This window comes from Paraburkholderia sp. Tr-20389, from assembly GCF_017104565.1.
Lineage (GTDB): Bacteria > Pseudomonadota > Gammaproteobacteria > Burkholderiales > Burkholderiaceae > Paraburkholderia.
Map to the genome: position 1 here is coordinate 1 of NZ_JAAGPD010000007.1, position 23,317 is coordinate 23,317.

A 23,317-nucleotide genomic window follows, 5' to 3' on the forward strand; every position below is an offset into this window, starting at 1 on the left:
GCGGCGCCGACGCCCGCGCCCGCAGCGGCGCCGACGCCCGCGCCGCAAGCCGGCAGCTATTCGGGTTCCGCCGACGTCGAATGCGACATGCTCGTGCTCGGCGCCGGTCCCGGCGGCTACTCGGCGGCGTTCCGCTCGGCCGACCTCGGCATGAAGACGGTGCTGGTCGAACGTTATTCGACGCTCGGCGGCGTGTGTCTGAACGTCGGCTGCATTCCGTCGAAGGCGCTGCTGCACACGGCGCTCGTGATCGACGAAGCGGCCGCGCTCGGCTCGCACGGCATCTCGTTCGGCAAGCCGCAGATCGATCTCGACAAGCTGCGCGACTTCAAGTCGGGCGTCGTCAAGAAGCTGACGGGCGGTCTCGCCGGCATGGCGAAGGCGCGCAAGGTCGAAGTCGTGACGGGTGTCGGCGCGTTCGTCGATCCGTATCACATGGAAGTGCAGGGCGAAAACGGCAAGAAGGTCGTCAAGTTCAAGCAGGCGATCATCGCTGCGGGCTCGCAGGCCGTGAAGCTGCCGTTCATTCCGGAAGATCCGCGCGTCGTCGATTCGACGGGTGCGCTCGAGTTGCGCCAGATTCCAAAGCGCATGCTCGTGATCGGCGGCGGCATCATCGGCCTCGAAATGGCGACGGTGTACGCGACGCTGGGCGCGGAGATCGACGTCGTCGAAATGCTCGACGGTCTGATGATGGGCGCGGACCGCGATCTCGTGAAGGTCTGGGAGAAGTTCAACAGCAAGCGTTTTGGCAACGTGATGCTGAAGACCAAGACCACCGGCGCGGAAGCGAAGCCGGACGGCATCTATGTGACGTTCGAAGGCGAGAAGGCGCCCGCCGAGCCGCAACGCTACGATCTCGTGCTGGTCGCCGTGGGCCGCAGCCCGAACGGCAAGAAGATCGGCGCGGACAAGGCAGGCGTGGCTGTGACGGATCGCGGTTTCATCGACGTCGACAAGCAGATGCGCACCAACGTGCCGCACATCTTCGCGATCGGCGATGTCGTCGGCCAGCCGATGCTTGCGCACAAGGCCGTGCACGAAGGCCACGTCGCGGCGGAAGCGGCGCATGGCGAGAAGGCGTACTTCGACGCGATGCAGATTCCGTCGGTGGCTTACACCGATCCGGAAGTGGCATGGGCGGGCAAGACGGAAGACCAGTGCAAGGCCGAAGGCATCAAGTACGGCAAGGCGGTGTTCCCGTGGGCCGCGTCCGGCCGCGCGATCGCCAATGGCCGCGACGAAGGCTTCACGAAGCTGATCTTCGACGAGGAGACGCATCGCGTGATCGGCGGCGGCATCGTCGGCCTGAATGCGGGCGACCTGATCAGCGAAGTGTGCCTCGCGGTCGAGATGGGCGCGGATGCGACGGATATCGGCAAGACGATCCATCCGCACCCGACGCTCGGCGAATCGATCGGCATGGCCGCCGAGTTGTATGAAGGCGTCTGCACGGATCTGCCGCCGCAGAAGAAGAAGTAAAGCGCGACCGGCGTGGGCTCACGCCGGTTTCGTTCAGCGCATGTGCAAACGGCGCGTCCTTCGAAAGAAGGGCGCGCCGTTTTTCATGTGCGTCGTTGCGGCCGGTCCAAGCCGGTGAACAGGCATCGATGCAAAGCGAGCAGGCAAAAAAATCCCGGCCTGAGCCGGGGAAACGATACGCTGTTTAACGTATCGGAGCGTCTGGCCGCCTGGTCGCCGAAGTCTCGACCACGCGGCGCTGTTCAGTACCGCCAGTCACTTCGACAGTGCATCTCGCGGCTGCGCGCCGATGGATGATGGGGCATCCGTCAACGCGCAGGTGAAGCCCGATCCGTTGAATCCGTTACGTTTTCAGTGCGTTCTTAGACAGCAGCCTTCTTGGCCGACGCTGCCGTACGCGAAGCTTGAGCAGCAGCTTGCGAAGCGGCCTTCGATGCAGCCGTTGCAGCCGCGTTGAAGTTGCTTTCAGCGATTTCGACGGCTTGCTTCGTTGCCTTGTGAACCGTTTCGTACGTCGTGTTCGCAGCCGTGATGGCCGACTTGATCACGGCGACAGCCGTTTCCGAACCAGCCGGTGCGTTCTTCGCGACGTTCTCGACGAGCGCCTGCACCTTCTTGTTCTGCTCTTCGTATTGAGCTTCAGCGACGCGGGCGAATTCAGCTTGCGTTGCCGATGCGATTTCGTACAGGTGACGGCCATACGACAGAACCTTTTCTGCCACCGGTTGCGTCAGGCCTGCTTGCAGTGCGAGCAGTTCTTGCGCGTCCTTCACCGACAGCGCGCGTTGTGCGTTTTCCTGGCTTTCAGCGATCGTCGACTTGACGACTTGCAGATTCAGCTCGACCAGCTTTTCGACGCCTTCGAATGCCTTCGAGGTCAGGCCGAACAGCGTTTCGAGATTGGCCTTTTGTGCTGCGGCGAATTGCTCAGGGGTCAGCAGAGTCATGTTTACGCTCCTGGAGTACCGGCTCGTCTATCGCGAACCGGGTTGGGTTAACTGCAGAACTTGAATTGGAATCGCTGGTCCGCAGTCATTGTGCGTCGCAGCAATGGTTCCCATTTTAGGACGGCTCCGATAGATGTCAAGCACTTTTTTGTGCAACGCACAACGCATAAAAATTACTAATAAAACAATACGTTATGTAGCGTTTATGACAATGTGGTGAAGCGCGTGCACATTAGGGTTTGCACCGATGTGGTGCTATGAAAAACGTGGTCTCCCAAGCCCTGTCAGGCTTGCGCGCATTCCGACGGCGCGATACTGGATGAAAAGGTAAAATTCCCGAGTAAACCGAAAACCGTAGCGGAACGTTAAATCTTCATCCCGGTCGAATGCGCGTCGTGCTGCTTCGCAGTAGTCGCTTAACAGTCGATCGGTTCGCGGCGTCCTGCGGGCGTGCGTCGGTGCAGCAGGAAGCCGTGTTCCGGAACGCTTGCGGTGGGTTCGCATCGCCACCGTACGCAACCGTACTTCCCCCGATCAAGTTTGTGTCGAATATGCCGATATGCTGAACGAGTGAGAGCTTTCAGCGCTATGGGCGGTGGCGACTTGGCGGCACGTCATTGGCATTTTCGATGGTGTACCCGCAACCTATTGCCTTTCTTCAATCGGGGCTGACAACTCGGTTTAAGGACTGTCGATAAGTGCTTAATATTGCTAATTTTTAACTGTTTTACTACACTGGCGGAAACTCTCTCGCCGCTCCAACCAGAACACCAATGAAAACCGACATGTTTTCGTCACTGAAAGTGATGCACGGCGCGGCGCTCAGCACCGCTCTGTCGGTGGCTGCCTCGGTGGTCATCGCAGCGGCTTTTGCCGCGCCGGTGGACGCCTTCGCCGCGTCCGCCACGGCCCCCGCCAAGTCCGCGAAAGCCGGCAAGAAGTCGTCGAAGAAGGCGGCTGCCGAGAAAGTCTCCAGCCAGCCGTCGAAGGCCGTGAAAGCGGCCGCGAAGGAAGACGACGAGCCGCGCACCGTTTCGAAGAAGCGCCGCGTGTCGTACACCTCGAATGGCCGCCATCATTCGGTGGTGCGCCGCGTCGCGTTCGAACCGCGTCAACCGTCCGTCGGCACGGCGTTCGGCCTGCACGAAACGCCTGACGCGCTGATGCTCCGTTCGAGCGTCGCTTACGTGGTCGACCAGAACACGTCGGAGTCGCTGTTCGACAAGAACTCGCGCGCCGTCGTGCCGATCGCGTCGATCACCAAGCTGATGACGGCGATGGTCGTGCTCGATTCGAAGGAAGCCATGACGGAGCAGATCGAAGTCACGGACGAAGACCGCGACTACGAGAAGAATACGGGCTCGCGTCTGTCCGTCGGCTCGGTGCTCTCGCGTGAAGATATGCTGCACATCGCGCTGATGGCGTCGGAAAATCGCGCGGCGGCGGCGCTGTCGCGCTACTTCCCGGGCGGCCGTCCTGCTTTCATGGCAGCGATGAACGCGAAGGCAAAGTCGCTCGGCATGACCGACACGCACTTCGAAAACCCGACGGGTCTGACGAGCCAGAACGTGTCGAGCGCACGCGACCTGGTGAAGATGGTCAACGCGGCGTATCAGTACCCGCTGATCCGCAAGTTCTCGACCGATCGCAGCTACGAGGTGTACACAGGCAAGCGCTCGATCGCGTACAACAGCACGAACGCGCTGGTGCGCAATCCGTCGTGGGACATCGGTCTGCAGAAGACGGGCTTCATCAACGAAGCAGGCGAGTGCCTCGTGATGCAGGCGACGATCCACGATCGTCCGATGATCATGGTGCTGCTTGATTCGTCGGGCAAGTACTCGCGTTTCGCCGATGCGCAGCGTCTGCGCACGTGGCTCGACAACGGCGGCGAACAGCGCATCACGAGCGCGGACGCCAACGGCCCCGGAACCTGAGTTGCAACGCGTTACATGACGCAAAAAGAGAAGCCCCGCATTGCGGGGCTTTTCTTTTGTGACGTGGCTTACTGGCGCATCAAATAGCATGCGCCGAAGCGCTCATGGGTTGGGCTTGCGGGTGATAGCCGAGCGATTCGGAAATGACGAGGGCCGTCTTGCTCAACTGGCCGAGCCACGAATCCTGCAGACGGTCGGCGGGCGCCGACAGCGACAGGCCCGCGACCAGCTTGCCGGTATCGTCGTAAATGCCGGCGGCGATACAGCGCACCCCGAGTTCCAGTTCCTCGTTGTCGCGGGCACAAGCCTGCTGGCGCACATGCGACAACTCGCGTTCGAGCTTGCCGAGGTCGGTGATGCTGTTCTGCGTGTGTCCCGACAGGCCCGTGCGCGTCGCGTAGGCGCGCACGCGGGTCGACTCGTCGGCGGCGAGGAAGAGCTTGCCGACCGAAGTGAGGTGTAGCGGCGCCCGGCCGCCGATCGCGCGCACGACCTGCATGCCCGAGCGTTCGGAATAGGCGCGTTCGATATAGACGATCTCGTCGCCCTGGCGCACCGACAGGTTCACTGTCTGGCCCGTGAGCCGGTGCAGCTCGCGCATCGGCATCAGCGCCGCGTCGCGCACCGACAGACGCGCCTTCACGAGATTGCCGAGTTCCAGCAGCCGCATTCCGAGACGATAGGTGCCGGGGTCCGAGCGGTCCACCAGCCGGCAGGTCACCATGTCGTTCAGGATGCGGTGAGCCGTCGACGGATGCAGGTCGGTGCGTTGCGCGAGTTCCTTCAGGCTGACCGGGTCGCTATGTGCGGCAAGGGCGTCCAGCAGCCGCATCATGCGCTCGATCACCTGGATCGATGTTTTGGGGTCCGGGTTCGTGTCGCTCATAAGACTAAACGGTTGACGCGTCAAACAGCGGAAAACCGATTGTATCTCGTATTGTGAAAAAAGCGAACGCCGTTGGAATTGATCCTCCAATCTCAATATCTGGCGGTTCATTGCGCATCGGGGCCGCTACGCGTTGGTATTGCGCGCCAAACAGCGGATAATCGGGGACGTTTCCCCGGAGGAGCACACATGCGAGTCGGTTTATTCGTCACCTGCCTGATCGATCTGATGCGCCCCGAAATCGGCTTTTCGGCGATCAAGCTGATCGAACGTGCGGGCTTCGAGGTGTTCGTGCCGCCCGCGCAGACCTGCTGCGGACAGCCGGCCTACAACTCCGGCGACAGGCGTATCGCGCGCGATCTCGCCGAAAAGACGCTGCGCGAATTCGAGCAGTACGACTACGTGGTCGTTCCGTCGGGGTCGTGCGGCGGCATGATCCGCACGCACTACGGCGATCTGTTCGCGGACGATCCCGAGCTGATGGGCCGCTTCGCACGTCTGCGTCCCAAGGTCTACGAGCTGACCGATTTCCTTGCCAACGTCGCGAAGATCGAGCTGACGCCGGGCGAATTCCAGGGACCGGTGACGTATCACGATTCCTGCTCGGGGCTGCGCGAACTGGGCGTCAAGCAGCAGCCGCGCGCGTTGCTCGCGCAGGCGGGTGTCGCCGTGACCGAGATGAAGGACTGCGAGCACTGCTGCGGCTTCGGCGGCACGTTTGCGCTGAAGTTCGGCGATATTTCGACGGCCATCGTCGACGAGAAGTGCGCGAATATTCAGGCGAGCGGCACGCAAGCGGTCGTGCTGGGCGATCTCGGCTGCATGCTGAATATAGAAGGGCGCCTGCGGCGCACGGGCGATACGACCACACGCGTGCTGCACATCGCGCAGGTGCTCGCCGGCGACGCGTAAACCTCGCTTCGCACGCCAGGCAGTAGCGGATACCTACAACCGATCCCCAAGGCCGTCATGCAAGTCCAAACGATGCAGTTCAAGGCGCGCGCGGGCCAGAAACTCGCCGACCAGCGCCTTCAGCAGAATCTCACCAAGCTGTCGACGAAATTCGTGTCGGCGCGCGCGTCGGCAATGACCGCGATCGATTTCCAAGCCACGCGTGCGGCGCTGAAGGAGCGGCGTAACCGCGCGCTGGAGAATCTGGACGTGTGGCTCGAAACCTTCGAGCGCGAGGCGACGCGGCGCGGTGTCACTGTGCTGTTCGCGGAGACGACGCAGGACGCAGCGAAGCTGGTCGCCGACATCGCGCGCAAGCACGACGTGAAGAAGGTGATCAAGACGAAGTCGATGGTGTCCGAGGAAATGCGCCTGAACGAGGTGCTCGGACAGATGGGCGTGCAGTCGATCGAAACCGATCTCGGCGAATACATCCTGCAGATCAACGACAACGAGCCGCCGAGCCACATCATCGCGCCCGTCGTTCACAAGGACAAGGAAGAGATCGCGGATCTATTCGCGAAGACGCACCAGAAACCGCGTCTGACGGAAATTCCCGAGATGACGCGCGAAGCGCGCGAGATGCTGCGTCCGCATTTCATGACGGCCGATATGGGCGTGACGGGCGGCAACTTCGTGATCGCGGAAACGGGCTCGGTTGCGCTCGTGACCAACGAGGGCAACGAAGGCATGTGCACCGTGATGCCGCGCGTGCACGTCGCGGTGACGGGCATCGAGAAAGTGCTGCCGACGCTCGAAGATCTCGCGACGGCGATGCGCCTTTTGCCGCGCTCGGCGACGGGGCAGGACGTCTCGAACTATTTCTCGGTGCTGACGGGACCGCGCGGCGCGAACGATCAAGACGGACCGGAGCATATGTACGTGGTGCTCGTCGACGGCGGGCGCACGGGGCTGATCGGCGGTGACTTTCAGGAGATGCTGCGCTGCATCCGCTGCGGCGCGTGCATGAACCATTGCCCGGTGTATCAGAAGGTCGGCGGACACACCTATGGCTGGGTGTATCCCGGGCCGATGGGTTCGGTGCTGACGCCGAGCTATGTCGGCATCGAGAAGGCGCTCGATCTGCCGCAGGCCGCGACGCTATGCGGCGAATGCAATAGCGTATGTCCCGTCGGCATCCCGCTGTCCGATCTGCTGCGCAAGCTGCGCGAGCGGCAGGTGGAGCGGCATCTGCGTCCGTGGCAGGAACGCTTCGGCCTGGCCGTCTGGGGCTATCTCGCGATGCATCCGGCGGCGTACGGATTTTTCACCAGGCTCGCGGTGCGCATTCTCGAACGCATGGGTGGAAGCGGGAAGTCGATCGCGAAGCTGCCGTTGGGTGCGGGCTGGACGAATACGCGCGAGATGCCGGCGCCCGTCGGACGGACGTTCCGCGAACTGTACGCCGCGAGCAAGACGCATATCGGATAAACGTCTCCGCCCGTTGGAGGGCGCTGCCGAAAGCAAAGAGGCTGCATCGCGTGAGCGATGCAGCCTCTTTGCCTTCAGGATCGCCGCCGAAAGCATGGCGGCATCGTTCCGTCCTGGCGGTCAATGCGGCCGGCCGCCGCCTTCATTCCATGCCTCGCCGCCACGATTGCCGCCACGATTGCCGCCCCCTTGCTGTTGGCCCGCGCCGGCCTGCACGGGCGGGCGGTTGCCATGCATGCCGCCCGAGTTGCCGCCGGGGCTCATCGGAGCACCGCCTGCCTGCGGCGGCTGGCCGCGCGGCGGTCCGCCGTTGCCTCCGCCGTGGCCGTTCCAGTTGCCGCGGTCGTGGTTGTAACCGTGGTCGTAGCCTCGACCGCCGCCCCAATAGCCGCGGTCATAGTCCCGGCCCGAATAGCCGCCGAAGCCGAGGAACAGACTCGATTGAACGGGAGGCTCGGCGTAACCGTAGGCGGGCGCGCCGTAGCCGTCGTAATAGCCGTCGCTGTAGCCGTAGGCCGGCTGGCCTGCGGGATAGGCAACACATCCGCCGAGTGCGGCAACCGCGCAGACGGCAACGACAGCAGAAGCGAGAGAAGGAATAAGACGTTTCATTTGAGTGTTAAGACAAGCGAGAGACGCGAAGTCCGCAGTTCTATTTGTAACGCCGACTGAGTATTACCTGTGTGTGCTTTTGTAAGGATTCTTTTCGGCGGCCGAAAGATTATCCTGGACGGCGCCCGCAAGACAGCCTGACCTTGAACTGTTCATCCAGGTGCAACGCTGTGTTTTGTCTGGGCGGGTTTTTCCGGATTGCGTCCTCGTCTACCATTTCGACTGGGCAAAGTGCGTCTATGCATTTCGGCCCGCTTAGAGAGAAACGACATCATGAAAAAGAAAATATCGGTGTACTGGCCGCTTGCCATCGTCTTGCCGCTTGCGGCTGTTGCTTACCTGCATCTGTACAACGGCGCGGTCGCGCAATCGTCGACGTCGCCACTGGCTGCCGATCGCGTATCCGCGGAACTGGCGCGCACGGTGTCCTACGGGTTCGTCGGCGGCGAAGCGGCGATGCCCGCCGAGACGCTGCCTGCCACCGCCCGCATGCCCGCGCAGCCGCTGTGAGCGGTACGTCGGGTGCGCGCTGGCGCGGCGCGGGCGTGATTTTGCATGGCTTTGTATAATCGCGGCACTGTTTCACCACTTATGACACTTGCGGCTGGGCCGCAGCCATCGATGAAAACCGTCGCCATCTGCTTCGTGTGCCTTGGGAACATCTGCCGTTCCCCGACTGCGGAAGGCGTCATGCGGCATCAACTGGCAGAGGCGAAGCTCGCGGATCGCGTGACGGTCGATTCGGCAGGCACGGGCGACTGGCATATCGGCGAGGCGCCGGACGAACGTGCGCAGCGCGCCGCGAAAAACCGCGGTTACGATTTGTCGACATTTCGTGGCCGCCAGATCGCGGCCGCCGATTTCGAGCGCTTCGATCTGATCGTCGCGATGGACGACAAGAACGTCGCCGCGCTCAGGCAGATCTGTCCGCCCGCTCAACGCGACAAGATCCGTCTGCTGATGGAATTCGCAACGGACGCGGGCGCGTCTGAAGCGAGCGGCGCAGCGCGGAGCGCGCCGGGTTTCGATTCACGCGAGGTCGTCGATCCTTACTTCGGCGGCGGCGAGGGTTTCGAAATCGTGCTGAACCAGTGCGAAGCCGCCTGCCGTGGCCTGATTGCGGCACTGCGACCCCAATTGACCCTGTAAGACGAGTTTTTCGTTAAGTAAATGACCCAAATCGAGATAGGGATACTTGACTAAATCTGTCATGTATTTATACTTGACCAAACTTGTCGAGAATTGCGGTTCCCACCACATATGAGACTCACCACGAAAGGCCGTTTCGCCGTCACGGCGATGATCGACCTGGCGCTGCGCCAGGAGCAGGGCCCGGTGACGCTTGCGGGTATCAGCCAGCGCCAACACATCTCCTTGTCCTACCTCGAGCAGCTGTTCGGCAAGCTGCGCCGGCACGAGATCGTCGAATCCGTGCGCGGGCCGGGTGGCGGCTACAACCTCGCGCGCCGCGCGGAGGACGTGACCGTGGCGGACATCATCATCGCCGTCGACGAACCGCTCGATGCCACGCAGTGCGGCGGCAAGGGTTCGTGCGAAGGCACGAAGCATCACGACGGCCACTGCATGACGCATGAACTGTGGTCGACGCTGAACCAGAAGATGGTCGAGTATCTCGACTCCGTTTCCCTGAAAGACCTGGTCGACCAGCAGCGTTCGCGCGAAGGCGCGACGGCGGTGCTGCGCGACCGGCGCACCGAAGCGCCCGCCGTCGAGCCGCGCGCGGTGCCGAAAGGGCCGAATTCCGTTTTCAACATGGCCGGCTGAAAGAGCGCGCAAGAGACGCGAACGCCAGAACCGACAAGCCATAAGCACTGATGTCCCCCGGAGCGATTGATGAATAACGACATTCCCCACCTGCCCATTTACATGGACTACAGCGCGACGACCCCGGTCGACCCGCGCGTGGTGGACAAGATGATCCCGTATCTGCGCGAACAGTTCGGCAATCCGGCGTCGCGCAGCCACGCGTATGGCTGGGATGCGGAGCGTGCCGTCGAGGAAGCGCGCGAGAACGTCGCAGCGCTGGTCAACGCCGATCCGCGCGAAATCATCTGGACGTCGGGCGCGACGGAATCGGACAACCTCGCCATCAAGGGCGCTGCGCACTTCTACAAGAGCAAGGGCAAGCACATCATCACCGTGAAGACCGAGCACAAGGCTGTGCTCGACACCACGCGTGAGCTGGAGCGCGAAGGCTACGAAGTCACGTATCTCGACGTGAAGGACGACGGTCTGATCGATCTCGACGTCTTCAAGGCGGCGCTGCGTCCGGACACGATCCTCGTTTCCGTGATGCACGTGAACAACGAGATCGGCGTCGTCCAGGACATCGAGACGATCGGCGAAATCTGCCGCGAAAAGGGCATCATTTTCCACGTCGACGCGGCGCAGGCCACGGGCAAGGTCGTGATCGACCTGCAGAAGCTCAAGGTTGACCTGATGTCGTTCTCGGCGCACAAGACGTATGGCCCGAAGGGCATCGGTGCGCTGTACGTGCGCCGCAAGCCGCGCGTGCGGATCGAAGCGCAGATGCACGGCGGCGGTCACGAGCGCGGCATGCGCTCGGGCACGCTGGCCACGCACCAGATCGTCGGCATGGGCGAAGCGTTCCGTATCGCGCGTGAAGAAATGGCGACGGAAAACGAACGCATCCGCATGCTGCGCGACAAGCTGTTGCGCGGCCTGCAGGAAATCGAAGAAACGTATGTGAACGGCGACATGGAGCAGCGCGTCCCGCACAACCTGAACATCAGCTTCAACTTCGTGGAAGGCGAGTCGCTGATCATGGCGGTGAAGGACGTGGCCGTGTCGTCGGGTTCGGCCTGCACGTCGGCTTCGCTGGAGCCGTCGTACGTGCTGCGCGCGCTTGGCCGCAACGACGAGCTGGCGCACAGCTCGATCCGCTTCACGGTCGGCCGCTTCACGACGGAGCAGGACGTCGATTACGTCATCAACCTGCTGAAGAGCAAGATTGCGAAGCTGCGCGATCTGTCGCCGCTGTGGGAAATGCACAAGGACGGCATCGATCTGTCGACCATCCAGTGGGCTGCGCACTGAGCACGCGCCCCGGCTGGTCGAATACGAACGCAGGTTGAATCGAATCAAGGAGTGACAACATGGCATACAGCGATAAGGTCCTGGACCACTACGAAAACCCGCGCAACGTCGGTTCGTTCGCGAAGGACGACGACACGGTCGGCACCGGCATGGTCGGCGCACCGGCTTGCGGCGACGTGATGAAGCTGCAGATCCGCGTCGGCGCGGACGGCGTGATCGAAGACGCGAAGTTCAAGACGTATGGCTGCGGTTCGGCTATCGCGTCGAGCTCGCTCGTGACGGAATGGGTGAAGGGCAAGACGCTCGACGAAGCGCTTTCCATCAAGAACACGCAGATTGCCGAAGAACTCGCGCTGCCCCCCGTGAAGATTCACTGCTCGATCCTCGCGGAAGACGCGATCAAGGCAGCCGTCGCCGATTACAAAGAGCGTCACGGCGAAGCGGCAAAGGCCGAGCAGTCGGCGTAAGCGACGCGTTCCGAACGCGCGGAGTGGCACGGCGCGGCGTCGGGTTCGAGTACCTGAATTCGACGCCCGCTGGAACGATTTGAGAAGCAGGCAGGGTCGTGCGATGCGTCATGATGAACGGCGGCGTCGCGCACATTGAGAAACGCTATGGCAATTACGTTGACCGAAAAGGCAGCACAACACGTGCAGAAATATCTGATCCGCCGCGGCAAGGGCGTCGGGTTGCGGCTCGGTGTGCGCACGACGGGCTGCTCGGGCCTCGCGTACAAGCTCGAGTATGTCGATGAACTGGCGCCCGAAGACGAGGTCTTCGAGTGCAATGGCGTGAAGATCGTGGTGGACCCGAAGAGCCTCGCCTATATCGACGGCACGGAACTCGATTTCGCACGTGAAGGGTTGAACGAAGGCTTCAGGTTCAACAACCCGAACGTGAAGGACGAGTGCGGCTGCGGCGAATCGTTCCGCGTGTAAGCGCGCGAGTCATGCTGAAAAGGCGGCCTGTGCCGCCTTTTTTCAATTTCGCCGCGTATTCATTCGCGCACAATTTCACGGCGTTGCGCTGCGCGCCCTGGATGGACAAAGTAACCTGATGGCCTCGCTGAACGACAGTCACTTCGCACTCTTCAACTTGCCGGAGCAGTTCGCACTGGACGCGTCCGCGCTGGATCACGCCTATCGCACGGTGCAGGCGCAGGTGCATCCCGACCGCTTCGCCGCGGCAGGCGACGCGCAAAAGCGCATCGCGATGCAATGGGCGACACGCACGAACGAGGCGTATCAGACGCTGCGCGATCCGCTGAAACGCGCGCGCTATCTGTTGTCGCTGCGCGGCATCGACGTCGGCGCGGAGAACAACACGGCGATGGAGCCGGCCTTCCTGATGCAGCAGATGGAATGGCGCGAGAACATCGAGGATGCGTCGGCGGCGAAGAACGTCGATGCACTCGATTCGCTGCTGACCGATCTGCGCGACGAAGAGAAGGTGCGCTTCACGAAGCTGGCCGCGCTGCTCGATAGCGGCTCGAATCAGGCAGCGGGCGAGGCAGTGCGGCAACTGATGTTCATCGAACGCGTCGCCGTGGAGATCGGCACGCAGATCGAGCGGCTCGACAACTAGCGTGCGGCGCTGCCGGAAGCAACGGCCCATATTCATCACGCGAACAACATGATCAGGACCGGGGCGATACAGTCCCCGAAGAAGATTCCAGATGGCTTTACTGCAAATCTCTGAACCCGGCATGGCGCCCGCGCCGCATCAGCGGCGTCTTGCTGTCGGCATCGACCTCGGCACCACCAATTCGCTCGTCGCGGCTGTGCGCAGCGGCGTGCCCGACGTGTTGCCCGACGACGAAGGCCACTATCTGCTGCCGTCCGTCGTACGGTATTTGGAGAAGGGCGGCCGGCGCATCGGACGTACCGCGAAAGCGGAGGCCGCCACCGATCCGCGCAACACGATCGTGTCGGTCAAGCGATTCATGGGACGCGGCAAGAGCGAAGTCGAGCACGCGGAAAACGCGCCGTACGATTTCGTCGACGCGCCTGGCATGGTGCAGATCCGCACCATCGACGGCGTGAAGAGCCCCGTTGAAGTGTCCGCGGAAATTCTCGCGACGCTGCGCTACCGCGCGGAAGACACGCTCGGCGACGAACTGGTCGGCGCGGTGATCACGGTGCCCGCGTATTTCGACGAAGCGCAGCGCCAGGCGACCAAAGACGCCGCGCGTCTTGCCGGTCTGAACGTGCTGCGCCTGCTGAACGAGCCGACGGCGGCGGCGATTGCCTACGGTCTCGATAACGGCGCTGAAGGGCTGTACGCGGTGTACGACCTCGGCGGCGGCACTTTCGACCTGTCCATTTTGAAGCTCACGAAAGGCGTCTTCGAAGTGCTCGCGGCGGGCGGCGATTCGGCGCTCGGCGGCGATGATTTCGATCATGCGCTGTATCGGTACGTGCTCGACAAGGCGAATGTGACGCCGCAGTCGCTGACGCCGGAAGACGTGCGTCTGCTGCTCGACAGCGTGCGCGTCGCGAAGGAAGCGCTGTCGTCCGCGTCGAGCGCAGCCGTTCAGGCGACGCTCGCGAGCGGCGCGAAGATCGACGTCACCGTCGACGAAGCGGCGTTCGAAACGATCACGCAGGCGCTGGTGCAGCGCACGCTCGGCCCGACGAAGAAGGCGCTGCGCGACGCGAAACTGTCGCCCGCCGATATCAACGGCGTCGTGCTGGTGGGCGGCGCGACGCGCATGCCCGTGATCCGCCGCGCGGTTGAAAACTTCTTCAGCCAGCCGCCGCTGACCAATCTCGATCCCGATCAGGTCGTCGCGCTCGGCGCGGCGATCCAGGCCGATCTGCTCGCGGGCAATCGCGGCGCGGACGGCGACGAGTGGCTGCTGCTCGACGTGATTCCGCTGTCGCTCGGCGTCGAAACGATGGGCGGCCTCGCTGAGAAGATCATCCCGCGCAACTCGACCATTCCGATCGCGCGCGCACAGGAATTCACCACGTTCAAGGACGGCCAGACAGCGATGGCGATTCACGTCGTCCAGGGCGAGCGCGAACTGGTATCCGATTGCCGGTCGCTCGCACGTTTCGAGCTGCGCGGCATTCCGCCGATGGCGGCGGGCGCGGCGCGCATCCGCGTCACCTATCAGGTCGATGCGGACGGCCTGCTGTCCGTGTTTGCGCGCGAGCAGCATTCGGGCGTGGAGGCATCGGTGGTCGTGAAGCCGTCGTACGGTCTCGCCGACGACGATGTCGCGCGCATGCTCGAGGACAGCTTCAAGACGGCCGAAGTCGATATGCGCGCGCGGGCGTTGCGCGAGGCGCAAGTCGAAGCGCAGCGGCTGATCGAAGCGACGGAAGCGGCGCTCGCGGTCGACGGCGAACTGCTCGACGCCGACGAGCGCACGACGCTCGAAAGCCTCGTCGCCGCGCTGCGTACTGTTGCGCCCAGCGACGATGTCGATGCAATTGAAACGGCCACCAAGACGCTCGCCGAAGGCACCGACGAATTCGCCGCGCGCCGGATGGACAAGAGCATTCGACGTGCGCTTGCTGGCAAGAAACTCGACGAACTCTGATTCACGCGGCGCGTGCCAAAAACGGCCGCGCCACCAGTAAAATGGTACGGTGCCTGAAGGGCGGCGTCCGTGCCCCACAGACCAAAACGGAATTTGTATGCCTCAAATCGTTGTGCTGCCTCACGTCGAACTGTGTCCGGACGGCGCGGTCATCGACGCCGTGCCGGGCAAGAGCATCTGCGACAACCTGCTCGAGCACGGCATCGAAATCGAGCACGCGTGCGAGAAGTCTTGCGCGTGCACGACCTGCCACGTGATCGTGCGAGAGGGCTTCAACGCGCTGGAACCGTCGGAAGAAGACGAGGACGATCTGCTCGACAAGGCATGGGGTCTCGAGCGCGAGTCGCGGTTGTCGTGCCAGGCACTCGTGCCCGAGGGCGACGATCTCGTGGTCGAGATTCCGCGTTATTCGATCAACCACGCCAAGGAAAATCACTAACAGGAGCACGCAGCCATGAAGTGGACCGACACGCAAGACATCGCGATGGCCTTGACCGACAAGCACCCGGAGATCGATCCGCAACACGTGCGGTTCACCGATCTTCACCGCTGGGTGATGGAGCTGGACGGGTTCGATGACGATCCGAACCGCTCGAACGAGAAGATTCTCGAAGCCATCCAGGCGGCATGGATCGAGGACGCGGATTATTAAGCGTGACGCTTCAGTAGCTTCAAACAAGAAAGGCGACTTCCGAGGAAGCCGCCTTTTTTCTTGTGGCTCAAAAACGGGTTCAGCCTGCGACGAGCGCGCCGTTCTGCACGCGCACGCGCTGGCCTTGCTGGAACGGCGGCGCTTCGTGATACGTGAAGTAGCGGGTCTTGCCGTTTTCCATATGCACGCGCACCGAGTAGCTCGTCGTACTGCGCAGATGTTTCTCGACCGAGTTCCCGGCGAGACCGCCGCCGAGCGCGCCCAGTAGCGTCATCGCGGTACGGCCGTTGCCGGCACCGAACTGGTTGCCGACCACACCACCCGCCACCGCGCCGCCGACTGCGCCGATCCCCGTGCCGTGTCCTTCCTGACGTACGGCGGAGATCGCTTCGACGGTGCCGCACGTCGAGCAGTAGGCGGGTTGCGCCGGTTGTTGGGGGGCGTATTGCTGCTGCGGTTGCTGTGCGTATTGCGGCTGCTGCGCGTATTGCTGGCCTGGTGCCGGCGCGCGCGGGGCTTGCTGGGCAGCCTGCGCCTGCTGTTGCGCGGCGGCTTGTTGCGCCGCTGCCTGCTGTTCAGCTTGCTGCGCTGCTTGCTGTTGAGCTGCCGTCGTTTGCTGCGCGGGCAGGTTGGCCGGCTGCGCCGTATCGACGACAGGTTGCTGCTGTTGCGTCACAGCGGCCGATTGCGTCTGCGGGTTCTCCGCGTCGCTGCTCGACGCTCTCGGGAACAGTCCCGTCACGGCTGCTGTCGCAGCGAGACTGGCGATGATGACGGCGCCCGCCGCGACTGCGATCAGCGGATGAAGACGGCGTTGGTTGTTCGGGTTATCCATGGTGTTTGGCCTCGTCCGGGGAGAGTTGACCGGATTGAACACTGCATTGCGTGCGGGTCACACGCACGCTCCAAGTGTCGGACATCCGAAAAAGGGCAGGGTTTCAGAATGTAACCTTGCGCGCCGGCACTTCAGTTTTCCAATTTATGCAAAAACTGCACCGGAATCGCGAAGCCGCGCTGGTATTGGGTCTCGACGGAATCGAAGCGCGCGAACGTATCCCGCGATAGCGCAGCTTTTACCGATAGTTACAAACGGTCGGCAACAGGCGGGAAGGGAGAGGGAAGGAGAAGCACGTGCACGGCGCAAGCAACAGGCACCGTGCACGGGATTGAAAGCCGCGCAGAACGCGGCCGGAGATCAGTCTTCGCGACGCAGATGCGGGAACAGGATAACGTCGCGGATGCTCGGGCTGTCGGTGAGCAGCATCACCAGACGGTCGATGCCGATACCGCAGCCGCCCGCGGGCGGCATGCCGTACTCGAGCGCACGGATGTAGTCGGCGTCGTAGTACATCGCTTCCTCGTCGCCGGCGTCCTTCTGGTCAACCTGCTTCTTGAAGCGCGCGGCCTGGTCTTCGGGATCGTTCAGTTCCGAGAAGCCGTTCGCGATCTCGCGGCCCGTGATGAACAGCTCGAAACGCTCGGTGATGCCTTCGACGCTGTCCGACGCGCGCGCGAGCGGCGACACTTCGACCGGATAGTCGATGATGAAGGTCGGCTCCCACAACTGCGATTCCGCGGTTTCTTCGAACAGCGCCAGTTGCAGTGCGCCGATACCCGCGTTCAGGAACGCCGGCTGCGTCGTGTCCACACCGAACTTCTTCAGTTCCGTGCGCAGGAAGGCGCCGTCCGCCAGTTGCGCGTCCGTGTATTGCGGCGCGTATTTCTGGATTGCCTGCGTGATCGTCAGACGATGGAACGGCTTCGACAGATCCAGCTCGCGTCCCTGATACGTGATGCTCGCGTTGCCGAGCGCATCGACGGCGGCCTGACGGATCAGTTGCTCCGTGAAGTCCATCAGCCACTTGTAGTCGGTGTACGCGGCGTAGAACTCCATCATCGTGAATTCCGGGTTGTGACGCGGCGACACGCCCTCGTTACGGAAATTCCGGTTGATCTCGAACACGCGCTCGAAGCCGCCGACCACCAGCCGCTTCAGGTACAGCTCCGGCGCGATACGCAGGAACATCTGCATGTCGAGCGCGTTGTGATGCGTGACGAACGGCTTGGCCGCAGCGCCGCCGGGGATGGGATGGAGCATCGGCGTTTCGACTTCCATGAAGTCCGCGTCGGCCATGAACTTGCGGATCGACGACACGGCCTTCGTGCGTGCGACGAAAGTCTTGCGCGCTTCGTCCGTGACGATCAGGTCGACATAGCGCTGGCGATAGCGCATTTCCTGATCGGCGAGACCGTGGAACTTGTCCGGCAGCGGACGCAGCGCCTTCGACAGCAGACGCAGTTCCGTGCAGCGCACGGAGAGTTCGCCCTTGTTGGTGCGGAACAGCACGCCCTTCGCGGCGACGATGTCGCCCAGGTCCCACTTCTTGAAGGCTTCGTAGGTGGCTTCGCCGACGTCGGCGGGCGTGATGAAGAACTGGATCTGGCCCGAGCCGTCGCGCACCGTCGCGAAGCTCGCCTTGCCCATCACGCGCTTGAGCATCATCCGGCCGGCCAGCGCGACCTGCAGCGCTTTGGCTTCGAGCGCGTCCTTGTCGGCGTCCGCGTATTCCGTTTGCAGGTCGGCGGCGTGGTGGGTCGGACGGAAGTCGTTCGGATAGGCGACGCCTTGCTCGCGCAGCGCGCGCAGCTTTTCGCGGCGCTCGGCGATGATCTGGTTGTCGTCCAGTTCGACTGCATTTTGCTGGGCAGCGTTGGGCTGGGTCGGTTCGGTCATGGTGATGATGTTCGGTGTCCGGTGCCTCGTGCGCGCTCGACGACGCGGTCGCGCGGGCGGTGAAAAAATGCGGCGCGGCGGAACATGCCGCGCCGGCTGCGCTTAGATGCCCTGTTTCAGGCTCGCGCTGATGAATGTGTCGAGATCGCCGTCGAGCACGCTCTTCGTGTTGCTGATTTCGACGTTGGTGCGCAGGTCCTTGATACGGCTGTTGTCGAGCACGTACGAGCGGATCTGGTGGCCCCAGCCCACGTCCGACTTGCCCGCTTCGAGCTTGTCCTGCTCCGACTGACGCTTGCGCATTTCGGCTTCGTACAGGCGCGACTTCAGCATCGCCATCGCTTCGGCGCGGTTGCGGTGCTGCGAGCGGTCGTTCTGACACTGCACGACGATGCCCGACGGGACGTGCGTGATACGCACGGCGGAGTCGGTCTTGTTGATGTGCTGACCGCCCGCGCCCGAAGCGCGGTACGTGTCGATGCGCAGATCGGCCGGATTGACTTCGATCTCGAACGACTCGTCGATTTCCGGATACACGAACACCGACGAGAACGACGTGTGGCGGCCGCCCGACGAGTCGAACGGCGACTTGCGCACGAGGCGGTGAATGCCCGTTTCGGTGCGCAGGAAGCCATACGCGTATTCGCCTTCGACCTTGATCGTCGCGCTCTTGATACCCGCGACGTCGCCTTCGGACTCTTCGAGCACTTCGGTCTTGAAGCCCTTGCGTTCGCAATAGCGCAGATACTGGCGCAGCAGCATCGACGCCCAGTCGCACGCTTCCGTGCCGCCGGCGCCGGCCTGGATGTCGATGAACGCGTTGTTCGGGTCGGCCGGATTCGAGAACATCCGGCGGAATTCCATGTCTTCGACACGCGCCGTGAGTTTCGCGGCGTCTTCCTCGCAGGCGACGAGGGTGTCTTCGTCGTTTTCCTCGCGCGCCATGTCGAAGAGATCCTTCGTGTCGCGCAAGTCGTTATCGAGCGACGACAGCACGTCGACGACGCCTTCGAGCAGTTTCTTTTCCTTGCCGAGCGCCTGCGCGTGCTGCGAGTCGTTCCAGACGTTCGGGTCTTCGAGTTCCTTGTTGACTTCGATCAGTCGTACCGACTTTGCATCGTAGTCAAAGATACCCCCGGAGCTCGCCTGCGCGTGTGCGCAGGTCCGCCAGAGAGGAGTCAATGGAGTTCAGGCGTTCCGCTTCCATGTCGATCCGTATAAATGAGGTTTTGTCTGCGGTTGGGGTTTGGTTTTTTGCTTGCGCTGGCATCCGGTTTTTTACGCTGGCATCCGCGTTTTGCCTTCGTACTTCATGCGTTGCCCCTGTGCGGGGCGGCACCTACTTTTCTTTGCAGCGGCAAAGAAAAGTAGGCAAAAGAAAGCCGCTCACACCGCCAGTTCTAGTCGTTGCCTGCGGGCCCCCAACGGGTCCCGCACTTCAAACGGCAACGCAGCTTTTTCCGCCCGTTGCCAGCGCCTTGAACAGGCGCATCACCCACTTCAATCACCCGCAGGCAGGCAGCGGCAGCGCCCCGTCCGCGCCGCCCAGGTGGCAAACTGTGTGTAGGGTGTCGCACCACTTGTGTTGACGCTCTTACGACACCGATCCTGCTTTTCCGTCCGGAGTGGTGCACTTCGATCGCGACGGCCTACACACAGTTTGCCACCTGGGCGGCGATGGACTTTCTGGTGGCGCGGTCCATGACGCGGGATTGTGAAGTGGGTGATGCGTGCAGTTAGCACGCTGGCAACGCGCGTGAAACAGTGCGATGCCGCGTGGAGTGCGGGACCCGTCGGGGGCCCGCAGGCAATAACAGGCACTGGCGGTGTTAGCGGCTTTCTTTTGCCTACTTTTCTTTGCCGCTGCAAAGAAAAGTAGGTGCCGCCCCGCACAGGGGCAACGCTAGCAAACCGAAAGCACGACGCGGATGCCGGCGAAAGCAAAAAGCCGAAGGCAAAACCAAAACCAAAACCAAAACCAAAACCCAAACCACAAAAACCAAAATTATAGCGGATCACCCGGCGCGAGGGCCGCGCGCAACCGCGGCCTACGACACAGCGTGTTCAACGATAAGCTGCACCCGAGCCACACCATTCCACGAATCGGCAGACAGTCGGTACGCAACGGTAGTCCGCGCCGGCAACGACTCCGTATGATTGAACCAGATCGCATTGAACCGCTGCCGCCCGCGCATCAGTTGAAGCTTGAGGTGCTTGTCCTTCACCAGCGCCTGCGACATCACGTCGAATTCGCCCGAAAAAACGGGCGCGGGAAACCCCTGTCCCCACACAGCCGCTTCGAGCATCTCGACGAATTGCGGCGTGAAATACGCATCTTCGAGATCGCCGTCCGTCTCCACCGTGCGCGCCAGCACTTCTGCCGTCAGCCACTCGCGGCCAATCTGCTCGAAGGCCGTCGTGAAACGCGGCAGATCTGCCGTCGCGATCGTCAGACCCGCCGCCATCGCGTGGCCGCCGAACTTGGCGATCAGGCCCGGCTCGCGCTTCGACACCAGATCGAGCGCATCGCGCAGATGGAAACCGGGAATCGAACGTCCCGAGCCCTTGACGGTGTTGCCGCTGTCGTCGGCAAGCGCGAACGTGAACGACGGACGATGGAATTTTTCCTTCAGCCGTCCGGCGACAATGCCGATCACGCCCTGATGCCACGTCGGATTGAACAGCGTAATCGTCGTCGAGCCGGCGGGATCGACGCCCGACAGGTCATCGAGCGCCTGCTGCTGCATCCCCGCTTCGATTTCGCGCCGCTCGCGGTTCATCGTGTCGAGCTGTTGCGCGAGTTCCCACGCGCGTCCGACGTCGTCCGTCGTCAGGCAGTCGATGCCCAGTGACATGTCCGACAAACGTCCTGCCGCATTCAATCGCGGCCCGAGCGCGAAACCGAGATCGAAGCCCGACGCGCTGCGCGCGTCGCGCCCCGCGGCACGGAAGAGAGCCGCGATGCCGGGTTGCATGCGTCCGTTGCGAATGCGCTGCAAACCCTGCGCGACCAGCACCCGGTTGTTGCCGTCGAGCTTCACGACGTCGGCCACGGTACCGAGCGCGACGAGGTCGAGCAGACCGTCGAGGCGCGGCTCCGGACGCGTTTCGCCGAACGCGCCGCGTTTGCGCAGTTCGGCGCGCAACGCGAGCAGCACATAGAACATCACGCCGACGCCCGCCAGACACTTGCTCGGGAACGTGCAGCCCGGCTGGTTCGGATTGACGATCGCGCGCGCGGCGGGCAGTTCGTCGCCGGGCAGGTGGTGATCGGTGACGAGCACGTCGATGCCGAGCGCGTTCGCCGCCTCGACCCCGTCGACGCTCGCAATGCCGTTATCGACGGTGATCAGCAACTCCGGCTTGCCACCCGGACGCTGCGCGGCGAGCGCGACGATTTCGGGCGTCAGGCCGTAGCCGTATTCGAAGCGGTTCGGCACGAGATAGTCGATCTGGGCGCCGAACATCCGCAGTCCGCGCACGGCGACGGCACAGGCGGTCGCGCCGTCGCAGTCGTAGTCCGCGACGACCAGCATGCGGCGTTTGCCTTCGATCGCGTCGGCGAGCAGCGCGGCTGCCGTGTCGCAGCCTTTGAGCGACGCAGGCGGCGTGAGACGCGCGAGGCCGGTTTCGACTTCATCGGGCAGACAGACGCCGCGCGACGCGTACAGACGCGCGAGCACGGGATGCAGGCCGTGACGGATCAACGCTTCGGCGTCGGCGGGAGAGCAGGGGCGCGTAACGATTTGGGTCATGCGGCGAGATCAGAAGCAAAAAAGCAGTTCATTCGATGAAGAGCGACGCGAACAGGCGCCGCCGCCAGAATTTGCGCAGATCGCCGCGCGTGATGTTCAGCGTCACCGAGCCGGTGTCGCCGCACAGCGTAAGCCCGAGTTCGCCGAGTTCGCCGGATTGCAGCGCGGCCAGCGCGGGCGCCAGCCAGTCGCGCTCCAGCGCGGCGAACGCCGCGTTCCAGCGGCCCCAGTCCTGCTCGATGAAGGGTGCGGAGAATGGATCGAGTTCGATCAAGGTCGCATTGCTGTTCGCGCCGTCCTTGCGCCAGGCGTCGAAGGCTGCGGGCGGCGCACCTGTTGCCGCGTTCGCGGCCAGCGCGAGACCGCGCGTTGCCGCCGCATCCGACAGCACGCGCGTGAAGTCGCTGCGAACCGGCTGCGCGGCGCCTTGCGCGTGGAACCAGATCGAATTGACGGCGGGCAGGCCGCGCGCCTCGCGCGCCTCGTTCACGGGATGCTCGAACCACGCCATCTGCACTTCGTTCTGCAGCTTCATCCACGCGCGTGAGCGCTCGCCCGTGTGCGCTTCGTGAGGCAGCCAGATCTCGATGTTGCGGCCGCTCGCGCGCAACGGCGACGCGCCCGCAAGCGTGCCGAACGCGTCGCTCGACAGATACCAGCGCGACGGCTGCGGCGCCTCGATGCGTACGCCCAGTTCCTCGATCAGCGGACGCGCAACGTCGAACAGCGTGCGCGCGTCGGCGTCGGCGAGTTCCAGCGAGGCGGGATCGATCAGCACCAGATGATCGTGCGCAATCCGCACGTGCACCGGTTCCACGCAGGCCCAGGTGGCGTCGCCCGGCTTGCCGCCGTCGGCGAGCAGCATGTACGGCGCGAGCGGCGCCTCGTCGGCTGCCGCCGTGCCCGCCGGCACCGCGCCGAAACTGCGCGCGACCCAGCGCTCGTGGGGCAGCGTACGCTGGAAATCTTCGCCGATCACACGCTCGACGAGCGTCGCGCGGGCGACCAGCTTGTCGAGGGCAGGAATGTCGAGGGAATGCAGCGCGGTGGAGGCGTCGGCCGCGGCGGGCAGCGCGAAGGGCAGAAGAAGGTGCAGTCGGTTGGCATTCATGATGCTGCGCATTGTATGGCAAACTTCGCCCCGTCGATCCGCATTGGCGGAGAACGGAGGCGGTGACTTGTGCGCCGATGCGTACAATTCACGCAACGATTGCGCGCGAATCGCACGGTGCGGCAGGACGGCATTGCGCCGGGCCATCGGACCTGCGCCGGATGACGAAAGCTGCCGCAAGCCGCCGTTCTGGA

Annotated in this window: 22 protein-coding genes; 14 read left to right on the forward strand and 8 right to left on the reverse strand. The window is 63.2% G+C overall.

Annotated features, from left to right (window positions below):
* A partial coding sequence (gene lpdA, locus G3N95_RS10280) for a dihydrolipoyl dehydrogenase (RefSeq protein WP_205969894.1) occupies window positions 1-1,482 on the forward strand: 1,482 nt, incomplete at its 5' end.
* A gap of 362 nt (window positions 1,483-1,844) precedes the next feature.
* Here lpdA and G3N95_RS10285 read toward each other — a convergent pair.
* Window positions 1,845-2,429 (reverse strand): phasin family protein, encoded by a 585-nt coding sequence (locus G3N95_RS10285; RefSeq protein WP_012400861.1) that lies wholly within the window; start codon window positions 2,427-2,429, stop codon window positions 1,845-1,847.
* A 773-nt stretch (window positions 2,430-3,202) separates the two neighbouring features.
* On the opposite strand from G3N95_RS10285, the gene pbpG reads away from it, so the two are divergent.
* Entirely contained in the window at window positions 3,203-4,366 is a 1,164-nt protein-coding gene (gene pbpG / locus G3N95_RS10290) for a D-alanyl-D-alanine endopeptidase (protein ID WP_205969895.1), read from the forward strand.
* 79 nt (window positions 4,367-4,445) lie between these two features.
* On the opposite strand, the gene G3N95_RS10295 is transcribed toward pbpG, so the two are convergent.
* The gene (locus G3N95_RS10295) at window positions 4,446-5,252 is read right to left on the reverse strand and encodes an IclR family transcriptional regulator (protein ID WP_205969896.1); all 807 of its coding nucleotides are present in this window, start codon (window positions 5,250-5,252) and stop codon (window positions 4,446-4,448) included.
* A gap of 189 nt (window positions 5,253-5,441) precedes the next feature.
* Here G3N95_RS10295 and G3N95_RS10300 point away from each other — a divergent pair, with 189 nt between their 5' ends.
* Window positions 5,442-6,164, forward strand: coding sequence for a (Fe-S)-binding protein (locus G3N95_RS10300; protein ID WP_205969897.1), 723 nt, complete (start codon window positions 5,442-5,444; stop codon window positions 6,162-6,164).
* A gap of 57 nt (window positions 6,165-6,221) precedes the next feature.
* Window positions 6,222-7,634 carry a lactate utilization protein B gene (locus G3N95_RS10305; RefSeq protein WP_205969898.1) on the forward strand — a complete coding sequence of 471 codons (1,413 nt, stop codon included), beginning with the start codon at window positions 6,222-6,224 and terminating at the stop codon, window positions 7,632-7,634.
* Window positions 7,635-7,754: 120 nt separating this feature from the next.
* Here G3N95_RS10305 and G3N95_RS10310 read toward each other — a convergent pair whose 3' ends face one another.
* Window positions 7,755-8,246, reverse strand: a complete 492-nt coding sequence (locus G3N95_RS10310) for a hypothetical protein (protein ID WP_205969899.1) — start codon at window positions 8,244-8,246, stop codon at window positions 7,755-7,757.
* 273 nt (window positions 8,247-8,519) lie between these two features.
* Here G3N95_RS10310 and G3N95_RS10315 point away from each other — a divergent pair, with 273 nt between their 5' ends.
* The 10 genes from G3N95_RS10315 to iscX all read left to right on the forward strand — a co-directional run bounded on the left by G3N95_RS10315 (window position 8,520) and on the right by iscX (window position 15,523).
* Window positions 8,520-8,756: a hypothetical protein gene (locus G3N95_RS10315; RefSeq protein WP_205969900.1), complete on the forward strand. Its 237-nt coding sequence runs from the start codon at window positions 8,520-8,522 to the stop codon at window positions 8,754-8,756.
* Window positions 8,757-8,867: 111 nt separating this feature from the next.
* Window positions 8,868-9,395, forward strand: coding sequence for a low molecular weight protein-tyrosine-phosphatase (locus G3N95_RS10320; protein ID WP_205969901.1), 528 nt, complete (start codon window positions 8,868-8,870; stop codon window positions 9,393-9,395).
* A gap of 111 nt (window positions 9,396-9,506) precedes the next feature.
* A complete protein-coding gene (iscR, locus tag G3N95_RS10325; protein WP_012400853.1) occupies window positions 9,507-10,031 on the forward strand; it encodes a Fe-S cluster assembly transcriptional regulator IscR in 525 nt (174 codons plus the stop codon).
* Between the two features lie 69 nt (window positions 10,032-10,100).
* Window positions 10,101-11,324, forward strand: a complete 1,224-nt coding sequence (locus G3N95_RS10330) for an IscS subfamily cysteine desulfurase (protein WP_205969902.1) — start codon at window positions 10,101-10,103, stop codon at window positions 11,322-11,324.
* A gap of 59 nt (window positions 11,325-11,383) precedes the next feature.
* The gene (gene iscU / locus G3N95_RS10335; protein WP_205969903.1) at window positions 11,384-11,791 is read left to right on the forward strand and encodes a Fe-S cluster assembly scaffold IscU; all 408 of its coding nucleotides are present in this window, start codon (window positions 11,384-11,386) and stop codon (window positions 11,789-11,791) included.
* A 147-nt stretch (window positions 11,792-11,938) separates the two neighbouring features.
* Window positions 11,939-12,262 (forward strand): iron-sulfur cluster assembly protein IscA, encoded by a 324-nt coding sequence (iscA, locus tag G3N95_RS10340; protein ID WP_205969904.1) that lies wholly within the window; start codon window positions 11,939-11,941, stop codon window positions 12,260-12,262.
* Between the two features lie 118 nt (window positions 12,263-12,380).
* Entirely contained in the window at window positions 12,381-12,908 is a 528-nt protein-coding gene (hscB, locus tag G3N95_RS10345; RefSeq protein WP_205969905.1) for a Fe-S protein assembly co-chaperone HscB, read from the forward strand.
* A 91-nt stretch (window positions 12,909-12,999) separates the two neighbouring features.
* Window positions 13,000-14,871 carry a Fe-S protein assembly chaperone HscA gene (hscA, locus tag G3N95_RS10350; protein ID WP_205969906.1) on the forward strand — a complete coding sequence of 624 codons (1,872 nt, stop codon included), beginning with the start codon at window positions 13,000-13,002 and terminating at the stop codon, window positions 14,869-14,871.
* Between the two features lie 97 nt (window positions 14,872-14,968).
* Window positions 14,969-15,310, forward strand: coding sequence for an ISC system 2Fe-2S type ferredoxin (gene fdx / locus G3N95_RS10355; RefSeq protein WP_205969907.1), 342 nt, complete (start codon window positions 14,969-14,971; stop codon window positions 15,308-15,310).
* Between the two features lie 15 nt (window positions 15,311-15,325).
* Window positions 15,326-15,523: a Fe-S cluster assembly protein IscX gene (gene iscX / locus G3N95_RS10360; protein WP_205969908.1), complete on the forward strand. Its 198-nt coding sequence runs from the start codon at window positions 15,326-15,328 to the stop codon at window positions 15,521-15,523.
* A 79-nt stretch (window positions 15,524-15,602) separates the two neighbouring features.
* Here the strand turns inward: iscX and G3N95_RS10365 are convergent, their stop codons facing one another.
* The 5 genes from G3N95_RS10365 to G3N95_RS10385 all read right to left on the reverse strand — a co-directional run bounded on the left by G3N95_RS10365 (window position 15,603) and on the right by G3N95_RS10385 (window position 23,135).
* The gene (locus G3N95_RS10365) at window positions 15,603-16,358 is read right to left on the reverse strand and encodes a glycine zipper 2TM domain-containing protein (RefSeq protein WP_205969909.1); all 756 of its coding nucleotides are present in this window, start codon (window positions 16,356-16,358) and stop codon (window positions 15,603-15,605) included.
* A 360-nt stretch (window positions 16,359-16,718) separates the two neighbouring features.
* Window positions 16,719-18,257, reverse strand: a complete 1,539-nt coding sequence (gene lysS, locus G3N95_RS10370) for a lysine--tRNA ligase (RefSeq protein ID WP_205969910.1) — start codon at window positions 18,255-18,257, stop codon at window positions 16,719-16,721.
* A gap of 102 nt (window positions 18,258-18,359) precedes the next feature.
* A protein-coding gene (prfB, locus tag G3N95_RS10375) for a peptide chain release factor 2 (protein WP_205969911.1) occupies window positions 18,360-19,464 on the reverse strand; the annotation gives its coding sequence in 2 pieces (ribosomal slippage) (window positions 18,360-19,382 and window positions 19,384-19,464; 1,104 coding nt in all).
* A gap of 841 nt (window positions 19,465-20,305) precedes the next feature.
* Window positions 20,306-22,012: a single-stranded-DNA-specific exonuclease RecJ gene (gene recJ, locus G3N95_RS10380; RefSeq protein WP_205969912.1), complete on the reverse strand. Its 1,707-nt coding sequence runs from the start codon at window positions 22,010-22,012 to the stop codon at window positions 20,306-20,308.
* Between the two features lie 28 nt (window positions 22,013-22,040).
* Window positions 22,041-23,135 carry a regulator gene (locus G3N95_RS10385; RefSeq protein WP_205969913.1) on the reverse strand — a complete coding sequence of 365 codons (1,095 nt, stop codon included), beginning with the start codon at window positions 23,133-23,135 and terminating at the stop codon, window positions 22,041-22,043.
* Between the last annotated feature and the right edge of the window lie 182 nt (window positions 23,136-23,317).

Excerpts from the sequence above, each read along its gene's own strand:
- iscU (WP_205969903.1), top strand. The coding sequence starts at position 11,384 with ATGGCATACAGCGATAAGGTCCTGGACCACTACGAAAACCCGCGCAAC.
- iscA (WP_205969904.1), top strand. The coding sequence starts at position 11,939 with ATGGCAATTACGTTGACCGAAAAGGCAGCACAACACGTGCAGAAATAT.
- G3N95_RS10315 (WP_205969900.1), top strand. The coding sequence starts at position 8,520 with ATGAAAAAGAAAATATCGGTGTACTGGCCGCTTGCCATCGTCTTGCCG.
- G3N95_RS10330 (WP_205969902.1), top strand. The coding sequence starts at position 10,101 with ATGAATAACGACATTCCCCACCTGCCCATTTACATGGACTACAGCGCG.
- G3N95_RS10305 (WP_205969898.1), top strand. The coding sequence starts at position 6,222 with ATGCAAGTCCAAACGATGCAGTTCAAGGCGCGCGCGGGCCAGAAACTC.
- iscR (WP_012400853.1), top strand. The coding sequence starts at position 9,507 with ATGAGACTCACCACGAAAGGCCGTTTCGCCGTCACGGCGATGATCGAC.
- G3N95_RS10310 (WP_205969899.1), bottom strand. The coding sequence starts at position 8,246 with ATGAAACGTCTTATTCCTTCTCTCGCTTCTGCTGTCGTTGCCGTCTGC.
- hscA (WP_205969906.1), top strand. The coding sequence starts at position 13,000 with ATGGCTTTACTGCAAATCTCTGAACCCGGCATGGCGCCCGCGCCGCAT.
- G3N95_RS10385 (WP_205969913.1), bottom strand. The coding sequence starts at position 23,135 with ATGCGCAGCATCATGAATGCCAACCGACTGCACCTTCTTCTGCCCTTC.
- G3N95_RS10320 (WP_205969901.1), top strand. The coding sequence starts at position 8,868 with ATGAAAACCGTCGCCATCTGCTTCGTGTGCCTTGGGAACATCTGCCGT.
- iscX (WP_205969908.1), top strand. The coding sequence starts at position 15,326 with ATGAAGTGGACCGACACGCAAGACATCGCGATGGCCTTGACCGACAAG.
- lysS (WP_205969910.1), bottom strand. The coding sequence starts at position 18,257 with ATGACCGAACCGACCCAGCCCAACGCTGCCCAGCAAAATGCAGTCGAA.
- G3N95_RS10300 (WP_205969897.1), top strand. The coding sequence starts at position 5,442 with ATGCGAGTCGGTTTATTCGTCACCTGCCTGATCGATCTGATGCGCCCC.
- recJ (WP_205969912.1), bottom strand. The coding sequence starts at position 22,012 with ATGACCCAAATCGTTACGCGCCCCTGCTCTCCCGCCGACGCCGAAGCG.
- fdx (WP_205969907.1), top strand. The coding sequence starts at position 14,969 with ATGCCTCAAATCGTTGTGCTGCCTCACGTCGAACTGTGTCCGGACGGC.
- G3N95_RS10365 (WP_205969909.1), bottom strand. The coding sequence starts at position 16,358 with ATGGATAACCCGAACAACCAACGCCGTCTTCATCCGCTGATCGCAGTC.
- G3N95_RS10285 (WP_012400861.1), bottom strand. The coding sequence starts at position 2,429 with ATGACTCTGCTGACCCCTGAGCAATTCGCCGCAGCACAAAAGGCCAAT.
- hscB (WP_205969905.1), top strand. The coding sequence starts at position 12,381 with ATGGCCTCGCTGAACGACAGTCACTTCGCACTCTTCAACTTGCCGGAG.
- pbpG (WP_205969895.1), top strand. The coding sequence starts at position 3,203 with ATGAAAACCGACATGTTTTCGTCACTGAAAGTGATGCACGGCGCGGCG.
- G3N95_RS10295 (WP_205969896.1), bottom strand. The coding sequence starts at position 5,252 with ATGAGCGACACGAACCCGGACCCCAAAACATCGATCCAGGTGATCGAG.